The 5,843-nt window shown below is 64.8% G+C and carries 6 protein-coding genes and 1 pseudogene; 1 reads left to right on the top strand and 6 read right to left on the bottom strand.

Annotated elements, in window-relative coordinates:
• The 4 genes and pseudogenes from VKI00_RS15310 to VKI00_RS15295 all read right to left on the bottom strand — a co-directional run.
• Window positions 1–87 (bottom strand): annotated as a pseudogene (locus VKI00_RS15310) (enoyl-CoA hydratase); the annotation flags it as partial.
• Window positions 88–266: 179 nt separating this feature from the next.
• Window positions 267–995, bottom strand: coding sequence for a hypothetical protein (locus VKI00_RS15305; protein WP_324438751.1), 729 nt, complete (start codon window positions 993–995; stop codon window positions 267–269).
• Window positions 995–1,375 (bottom strand): LysR substrate-binding domain-containing protein, encoded by a 381-nt coding sequence (locus VKI00_RS15300; protein WP_324438749.1) that lies wholly within the window; start codon window positions 1,373–1,375, stop codon window positions 995–997. The genes VKI00_RS15305 and VKI00_RS15300 overlap by 1 nt, the downstream gene beginning before the upstream one ends.
• Before the next feature lie 118 nt (window positions 1,376–1,493).
• On the bottom strand, window positions 1,494–2,396 hold the full coding sequence (locus VKI00_RS15295) for a universal stress protein (RefSeq protein WP_324438747.1): 903 nt from the start codon (window positions 2,394–2,396) through the stop codon (window positions 1,494–1,496).
• Window positions 2,397–2,885: 489 nt separating this feature from the next.
• On the opposite strand from VKI00_RS15295, the gene VKI00_RS15290 reads away from it, so the two are divergent.
• Complete coding sequence (locus VKI00_RS15290) at window positions 2,886–3,248, top strand: hypothetical protein (protein ID WP_324438745.1); 363 nt, start codon at window positions 2,886–2,888, stop codon at window positions 3,246–3,248.
• A 48-nt stretch (window positions 3,249–3,296) separates the two neighbouring features.
• On the opposite strand, the gene VKI00_RS15285 is transcribed toward VKI00_RS15290, so the two are convergent.
• Together VKI00_RS15285 and VKI00_RS15280 are read right to left on the bottom strand one after the other, a co-directional pair.
• Window positions 3,297–4,448 carry a cytochrome P450 gene (locus VKI00_RS15285; protein ID WP_324438743.1) on the bottom strand — a complete coding sequence of 384 codons (1,152 nt, stop codon included), beginning with the start codon at window positions 4,446–4,448 and terminating at the stop codon, window positions 3,297–3,299.
• A gap of 318 nt (window positions 4,449–4,766) precedes the next feature.
• Window positions 4,767–5,843: FIST signal transduction protein (locus tag VKI00_RS15280; RefSeq protein ID WP_324438741.1), on the bottom strand; the 1,077-nt coding region annotated here is incomplete at its 5' end.

Here is a 5,843-nt window from a genome sequence, read left to right as displayed (position 1 = left end):
GGTCGGCCCGAGCGCATTGACCTTCCCATCGTCCATCGTGATCACCGCGATGGACTCGTCGCGACGATAGCTGACTGGTCCGCTCATAATGCTCCTTCGGCTGTAGCGCCTTGTTTTGTATCGACGTTACGGAACAGCGTTACGAAATGCAAGAGTCGATCTCAACCGCGGTGGTTGGCGCGGTGAGGCGCCGCGCCGCATAACGCTGAAGGGCTGGGCTCAACCCGTGGCTAGCCGCGTCTGTGGGGACCGAGAGCGACAGTAATTCAGGGCCAGGCTTCCCAACTGATCATGGTCCGCAGCGGTCCGGCGAATATGGGTCGCACTGCTGTTGATCGCCAGCGTTCTTCGACGATGGGGGCCAGGGCGTCGGTGGTGACGAGGGGCTCGTCGTCGAGGTAGATGACGGTGACGTACTGGGGCTCGGTGCGCCATCCCCGCGGTGTGCGGTTCCATGCGGTGGTCGAACCGAATGTCCATACGCCGGCCGTGCCGGGTGTGGCGAGCAGCGCTGGATAGTGTTCGGCGTGCAGCCATTGCAGCCACTGGTTGGGCCGGTCATGGGTGGGTTCCTCGACGATCAGCAGTACGCCGCGGTGCGGCCGAAACGGCACGACCTCGGCGGAAACGAGCGCGTGCGGTGAGGACTGCCATTGCAGCAGTCGCAGGCCGGCCACCTGCAGTGACGGTCGCACGATGGGAAAGCGACCGTTCTCACGCAGCGCGCGGCCCAGCGCAACGAAGTCATCGAAGGTTTCTTCAACGGGGTCACTGACGAGGTAGTGGACGACGTTGCCGACCTGTCCCAGTGGTCCGTAGGAAGCCAAGCGATGGTCGCGGTAGCCGCCGTCGGCGAACCAGCGCAGCGCGTACACGATGCCCGGTAGTTGGTATTGCTCCGGCATGTGATCCAGCAGGTGCCAACGCAGGTAACCGCCGTCATCGTCAGCCGGCGCCGAAGCGGTGAGGCTGAATATGCCTGCCTTGACTCGGATCACGCTGAACAGCCGGAGCTGGCGGGGCGTCGATTTTGCCGCAGCGTGACGAGCGCGGTTGCGGCCGGTGACAACCGGCCGTCGGTCCGCCAGGCCACACCGACACAAGCGCGCAACGTCGGACGACCCAGACGTAGCAGGTGCAGGTCGTCGCGCGTGCGTGCATAGGACTCCGGAAGCACCGCGACCCCGAGACCGCGCGCCGCGAGGTCGGCGACGACCTCGGGGTTGCTTGCTTCCAACGCAACCCGGCACTGTAGCCGTGCCGTCGCACACCCTTCGTCGAGGCTGGCCCGGATGCCGGTGCCGCCAGCGCATCTTCGCCGTCGCAGGGCGGCGATGCCAACAACGCCGAGCTTGTTGACGTGTGATTTCTTCACGGGTTGCTGATCTGCCTGTGTCGCAATGGGATTCACTGTATGGTCGAACCGGTGCAGCGACGTGCGCTAACCTCCCGAGTTGCGAGGGTGGGCGCCCCACTGCGGCTTATTGGTGATGTCATTGAAGCACGTTGCCCCCGCGGGCGACGATGACCGGTGTGCGGGTCACCTGTACCACCGCGGCGCTGACCGAGCCCAGCAGCAGTCCGCTGAATTCACCGTGGCCGCGGGTGCCGACCACGACCAACTGGGCGGTTTTGGCTTGCTCGATGAGGTGGTGCGCGGGTCGGTCGAGTACGACCACACGGCGCACACGAACATCGGGGTAACGTTCCTGCCAGCCGGCCAGCCGCTCGGCAAGGGCTTCATGGGCTCTCGGCTCAGCGACGCCCCACTCCAGTTGGTGAATGCCGAAGGGATCGCTGTCGCATGAGGCGTGCAACGCGACCACCTCGACGCCGCGCCACGAGGCTTCGTCGAAGGCGATCGCGGTGGCCAGTTCGGATGGCGGCGATCCATCAATGCCTACCACCACGGGCGCATCCATAGACGCCGCCTCGGCAGGGGATTCGTCGTGGATGACCGCGACGGGGCAGCTAGCGCGGTGGATCATCGCGGTGCTGACCGAGCCGAGCAGCACGCCCGACAGCGACGACCTACCGCGTCGGCCCACCACGACGATCTGCGCATCGTTGGACAGCTCGAGCAACGTGGGTACGGGCGCGGCGGCGATTACCTTGGTCTGAATGTGTAGGCCACGGGCAATGTCGTTGGCCGTCTTGGCGGCGTCGTCGATCAGGCGCCGGGCGTATTCTTCCTGCGCGCGCAACACTTCTGACGAGGTGGGCCCCGTCCAGACAATGAGCGATGAGCCGGGCACCACCGGTGGGGAGGCGTGAACAATGGTTAACCCGGTGTTGCGCATCGCCGCCCAGCGTGCGGCCCACCGTACCGCCGCGGTCGAAGCGGTGGACCCATCGACGCCGACCACAATTCCGCGATGTTCTGACTGGTCAGGCATTTCGCTCTCCCTTGCGATCGTCAGGAACTTCCACCAGCCAGGCATCTGCTCCGACAGATGCGACGAAGGGGCTGATGCACTACCCCGATCAGATTAAGGGCTTGGCGGCCCGCTGGGCCAAGAGGCTTAGGTCCCGAAACGCGTGGTTACCAAGTTAGCCATTCTTTCTCCCGAATTCCTTTTCCACACTTAAGATTTCGCTCGCTGTGGCTACTGGTAAGCAGCTGGTAGTCTGAAAGCCGGTGTCCGGGTATGTTCTGGGGGTTGCCGCGAGTTCGTCGCGCCGGAAGGCGCGGCTATACGACATTCGCCGAACCGTTGCGACCGGGCCCGATGCCGGAATCCTCGATCGACTCGTCCGCTTCATCAGCCGGCAAACGGCCGTTGCCGATTCATTCGCCAATTGGAAAGGTGAATCATGCCGAAGATACCAACCCACAAGGCGCAGTGTTCAGCGTGCTGAAGCCGGCGCAGCAGTCGTAGGGTCAGGTGCTGGCCTACGTTGCGGCGGTGCTGATCGGCGTCTGGGGGATCGCCCATGCCGTACCGACCAAGCGGGTGGTGGCCGGGTTCGCCCCGATCACGGTCGATAACCGCCGTGTTCTCATCCAGGAGTGGCTGGCTGAATCCTGCACTATGTGGGGCATGGCGGCCTTGGTGGTCGCGGTCACCGCGACTGCGGCCGACACGCAAGTCATCGCCATCGTGTACCGGACGGTCGCCGGATTGCTGGTGGCGCTTGCGGTACTGACTGCGCTCACCGGCGCTCGCACCCCGATCGTGTGGTTCAAGATCTGTCCGGTACTTCTGGCCACTTCTGCGGCACTTTTGCTAGTGGCCAGTATTCTGTGACGGCGCGCGGATCCCGCCGGCTGAGTGTCGTTCGTAAACCATCGGCGGTCAGCCGGCCAACCGCACCCGCAACGCCTTGGGTCCACGAATCGATGGGGTGTTGAAGTACGACAATGTGTCGGACGTGACGCGGTATTCCGGAAAACGCGAGAGCAGTTCTTCGAATGCAATCCTGGCTTCAAGGCGCGCGAGATTGGCGCCCATGCAGAAGTGGATACCGCTGCCAAACGCGATGTGTTTTCGTGCCACGCGATGGATGTCGAAACGGTCGGCGTCATCGAAGACTCGGGGGTCACGGTTCGCCGCGGCCAAGAGGAGCATTACCTTTTCACCCGCGCTGATGGTGTGTCCGTGTATTTCAACATCGGTCGTTGTCGTCCGCGTCAGCGTCGGGACAGGCCCCTCGAATCTCAGCACCTCTTCGATCGCATTGGGCAGCAACGACATATCGGTAACGATCTCCGCTCGGGCGTCGGGGTGAGCAGCCAGCGCGGTGGCGGCATTGCCGAGCAGATTTGTCGTGGTCTCGTTGCCGGCGATCAGCAGAAGAGCACAAAACCCGAGGATGTCGTCGTCGGTGAGCTTGTGCCCGTCGACCTCGGCCCACACAAGGGCGGTGACCAGGTCGTCGCGCGGGCTGCTGCGGCGAGCGGCGATGACACCGCGGAAATAGTCGAAGATGTGGTCGTAGTTGCGGACCAGCGATTCGTAGTCGCCGGCCGCGGTCGCCATGATCCCGTTGGACCATTGTTTGAACAGGTCTCGATCGCACGGATCGACGCCCAGCATCTCGGCGATCACCATGATTGGGAACGGCCCGGTGAACGTCGACACCAGGTCAACTTCGTCTTCGCTAGACATCGTGTCGAGCAGGGCTCGGGCGGTATGCCGGATCAGGCTTTCCTGTGCGCCGATTCGCTTGGCAGTGAACGCCTTCTGCAGAACCCTCCGCAACTCGGCCTGGCGGGGCGGATCCATCAGGATGATCATCGGCTTAATGCCAGAGAACCCATCTAAGGTGATGCCGCTCGCGGATGAAAAGACCGGCCATTGGCGCAATGCAGCCTCAACATCCTCGAAACGGCTGATCGCCCGGAATCGTGGCCGGTCGTTGAGATGAACCGGGCGCTCCTCGCGCAGCGCGGCGTACACCGGGTGGGGATTTCCGAGGTGCGAACGAGAATACGGGTTGAAATTCATGATCTTTCAAGGGTTTCGGTTCAGGCCGCACCGCCGGGGGGGCCGACACCGCGCCGAAGTCCGTCGACCGAGACGTCCACCTTTGCTACCCTAACATTGCAATCTTAAAAAGAAAGCAGCTATACACCTCCAGCGTCGCCACCCGGCGGGTCCGGCGGCGACCGTCGCATCCACGCGTTCCCGCGCGGTCACTTCACCGGTCACCGCGCCCCGGGTTGTCGCTGAAAAGTCGCTCATAGGCGGGCATTTCGCATAGTGGTCGGCAGCGGTGACGGCTGTGACAGAGGTGACGCACACGCCAGTGGGCCAGGTAATGGCTCATTTCGCGTCGTCGATGAACAGCGCCATCGACGCGGTAAATCCGTGCAGCGCGTTGCGGCCCGCGATCGGGCCGATCTCCCCGGCGGCGAAGAAGCCGGCGAGCGGAATCCCGCCAAGTAGGTCCCCGATTGTTGACGCGTCATGGTCGGCGACCCCGAACATCCGCCGCCCACGTCCGTTGCAGGTGAACAACAGCGCGCCCACCGCACGCCCGGATAGCTCCGCTCCCGCCCGCTCTACGGCCAGGCGCAGGTCCTTGTCGGCCCCCGCCGCGTCACGGACCTGGAACTGCACGGTCGCGCCGACCTCGACAACGTCGCCGATCTCGATCGCCCCGGTCGATTGGTCGGCGCCGAGCAGCCCGCGGATCAGGAAGTCGCCCTGACCCGGAGCCGCCAGGTGCTCGTCGACGACGATGCCGATCTGCAGGCCGTGGCTGACCAGTTCCTGCTCGTCGCGCTGAAGCCCCTCGACGATCTCACGCAGCCGCTGCAGCGGCGGTCGGCCGCCCAGCTCGGTGATCAGTGCGCCGTCCGCGCCGGTGACGATGTATGGGTGGCCGATCGGCCGGCAGCCCTGCGACACGATCGGGATAGCGTGCATGCCGGGCAGGCGCACGCCCACGAGGCCGGCGGTGAGCACGCCGTGGTCGCGGAACAGCCGGGTGTCGCCCGGTCCCCGCCCACCGCTCACCACGCCGCCCAGCACGGTCGTTCCCGGCAGGTCGGTGTTGAGGTGCTCGACGAGCAGGCTCGACGGGAATGTGTACGGGTCCGGCAGCAGCAGGTGCAGATCGTGCACGGTCCGGTCGAACCGGTAACCGGTGAGCAGGCCACCCGAGCCGGTGCGGACGAAGTCCAGCTGGAACGTCTCGGCGGCCAGGCCGGACGCCAGCCACACCGCCACCGCGGGCTCGTCCTCTATCTCGCGGCGGCCGGCGACGATCGCCTGGGCGATGCAACCGATTAGCGCGGGCGGCTCGATCATCCGCTGCACCGCGTCGAGGACGTCCACAGCCTTGTCGGTGTGTGATCGCGATCCGAGTAGCACCGCCAGCGACGGCTCCTCACCCGC

The sequence above is a fragment of the Mycobacterium sp. genome (assembly GCF_035314665.1).
Lineage (GTDB): Bacteria > Actinomycetota > Actinomycetes > Mycobacteriales > Mycobacteriaceae > Mycobacterium.
Note: the sequence above shows the minus strand (reverse complement) of the source record. Positions and strands in the feature narration are given on the sequence as shown.